This window comes from Ruminococcus callidus ATCC 27760 (assembly GCF_000468015.1).
GTDB lineage: Bacteria > Bacillota > Clostridia > Oscillospirales > Ruminococcaceae > Ruminococcus_C > Ruminococcus_C callidus.
In genome coordinates this window covers 2,765-5,626 of record NZ_KI260332.1, presented here as the reverse complement: position 1 = coordinate 5,626, position 2,862 = coordinate 2,765, and the positions used below count along the sequence as shown (strand labels likewise).

At 51.7% G+C, this 2,862-nt stretch carries 2 protein-coding genes; both read right to left on the bottom strand.

The features are described 5' to 3' along the window. Window positions 1-1,756: glycoside hydrolase family 9 protein (locus tag RUMCAL_RS03475; protein WP_207636437.1), on the bottom strand; the 1,756-nt coding region annotated here is incomplete at its 3' end. A gap of 256 nt (window positions 1,757-2,012) precedes the next feature. Further along, window positions 2,013-2,738 carry a M48 family metallopeptidase gene (locus tag RUMCAL_RS03470; protein WP_021681134.1) on the bottom strand — a complete coding sequence of 242 codons (726 nt, stop codon included), beginning with the start codon at window positions 2,736-2,738 and terminating at the stop codon, window positions 2,013-2,015. Window positions 2,739-2,862 lie beyond the last annotated feature (124 nt).

Below are 2,862 nucleotides of genomic sequence, written 5' to 3'. Positions count from 1 at the left end.
TCCATGTGCCGAATGCACCGCTGGAGTTGGTGTCGCTGGTCTTGACCTTGTAGTACAGAGTCGCAGTCTTTGCACCGTTGGGAGCAAATTCTGCATACATCTGCTTGTCACCGTCAGTACCAACCTGTGTACCGGTGGTGATGTTTGCAGTCTTACCGCCGGACGGAGCGGCAGTGGCAATTGTAGTGGTTGTGATATTCCGCTTGGTAGTAGCCTGTGTTGTGGTTGTAGTCACCGGCTTATTGGTGGTGGTAGTTGTTGCCTTGGTGGTGATAGTTGTTGCCTTGGTGGTGGTAACAATGCTGCCGCTGACACCTTCAATGCTGGAGTCTACAGAACCGGTTTTGTAAATAGAATACAGACCTGCTGCTGCACCGACCAGACCTGCGTTATAGTCCAGGGCAACTTCGTTTGCCTGATAGTCGTTTACAGAGTCAGTATAAGTGAAGTTGGAGTCTGCCGGACCGCCGACCAGAGCACCGACCAGCGTGTGGCCATTGCTGCTGTAGTCGGTTCTGCCCTTCATTTCGTCAAAGCTCTGATAGCCGGATGCAGCTCTGTGGTGCGGATACTTTGCAGAATTGCTGTCCATGCCGACAACGAAATTCACATTCTTCGGGTTGTTGCCCAGGATCATGCCCATCTGTGCCTTGCACCAGCTGGAATAATCCATGCCGCTCTTTGCGGAATATTTCGTGGTAGCCAGTGCTGCCATCTGCAGTGCGGTGTTATAACGTGCACTGCCCCAGTCGCTTTCGCAGTAATATGTGCTTTCGCTGGTGCACTTGCCGTTCAGATATGTGGTGACCTTTGCCCAGTCCATTGCATCGCCGGTGATCTCACTCTGGAGGATCGCAGCACCGAGGCTGACATTATTCCAGCACATGGTGGAGTATACGCCCCACTTGCAGCCAGACTGACCGGACTTACCGGCATTGGTGTCGTTCATGAACTTGTCCAGGAACGAGCTGTAGGTGCTGTCCTTGGTTGCCAGATACAGCCAGCCAGCTGCCCATGCCTGATCGTCATAGTAATCGTAAGATCTGTAGAAGTTTTCAGCCTCCGGACAATTTGCCTTATTGGTCTTGATAGAATAATTGTACAGTGCCTTTGCATACTTCAGGTCTTCTGCGTTGCCGAAGTTGATGTAGTTGACAGCCAGTGCTGCTGCATATTCTGCGGCAATGTCACTGGCATCATCAGAAGTCCAGTAAGCAGTACGCAGACTCTGGTCATTCTGGGACTCCGGAGAGCACCAGACATCGTGGTCAGCCTGTCCTACGCCTACCTGATAGCAGAAGCTGGTTACGGTATCGCCGCTCAGCTTTGTGCTTGCCTTGAAGAAGTCACAGAAGCGATCGGTCAGTGCCTGCAAATGAGCCGTCTGTCCCAGTGCATCATAGCTGTCCTTGAATTCATAATAGCCCCAGCCCAGAGTAGAAGCGGTGTAGCCAGCCGGCAGACCAAACTTTACGTGGTCGCCTGCATCGTGGAAGCCGCCGTCCACTTCATCGCTGCCGTGGCAGTTATCTCTCCAGTCAAACTGGGAGGCACTTCCCACATCAGAGCCGCACATATTGCCGTCGTAAAAATACATGGAGTACTGCAGCAGCTTTGCGTAGTTGTCATAAGACGCAGCAGATGCTGCCATACTTCCCAGCGTTGTCAGTCCGGACAACGCTGTAGTTCCGGTCAGTAACGTCGCAGCACTGGCAGCACATGCCAATACCCGCTTACCGAGCCCAAGTTTCTTCATAAAAAAACTCCTTTCGTAGTTCGCATTTTTCTGCACCGTTCTGCCCCAACTTCAGGACAATTCTCAAAAAGTGCAGACATGCCCGAAATTTATTCTATCATACCTCACAAAAAAAATCAACAGTTTTTTCCTTTCATACGAGAAATCTATGAAAACTGCCCAAACGGCATCTGGATTTTTTAGCCATAATGTCAATTTACTGCCGAAATCATGCTGATTTTGCAAATACATACACGCCCCAAAAGTGCTGCATCGGTCAGATCCGCGTTTCCACATCACGCAGCTGTTCCTGTAACTGTTTCCAGTCCGGCAGTTCTGCGGCGATCTCCGCATAAAATGCCGGCGAATGATCCGGATGGAGAAAATGGGAAAACTCATGCATCACCACGTACTCCATGCACCGCACCGGTGCCGCCAGCAGCCGCAGATTAAACGTCAGCACGCCGCGGGTAGGGCGGCAGTTGCCCCACTGGGAAACCATATGCCGGAACCGGATCTCAGGAAATACCACGCCTTTCGCTTCAAACACGGGATAAACTGCACGGCAGAGATTCCGCACTGCCTTTTCGCAGGCGTTTTCCCACCAGCTGTCGAATACCTGTTTCCGAACCTGTTCGTTTTCCGGCTGTTTCACCAGCAGCCGGAGCGTTTCCCCCTGCACCAGCACGCTTTCCCGACTGCCGCGTTCCACCGCCAGCCGACAGGATTTCCCCAGATACAGTACTGATTCTCCGGCGGTATAGTGCACCGGATACTGTTTCGGCTTTTCTGCGGCAGCGGCGTATTGGTGCAGGGTCTGGAGAATTTTCGCGGCATGCTGCTGTAAGATCTGTTCCACCCGTTCTGACGGTACATGCATCGGTGCAGAAACCAGCAGACCAGTTTCCGGACGAAGCCGCATGTTGATATTTTTGACGGCTTTCCGTTCCAGCGTGTAGGAAATGGTTTCGCCGGCAAGAGTGATGTTCCGCTGTTCTTTCATGGGTCGGTGTCCTCGCTTTCGGTGAGATGCATTTTTGCAGCACTTGACAGATCCTGCAATCCGATGTATAATAGTATCACAAAATAATTGAGGAAACACTGAATAAAGCTTGTGCGTAAGATGC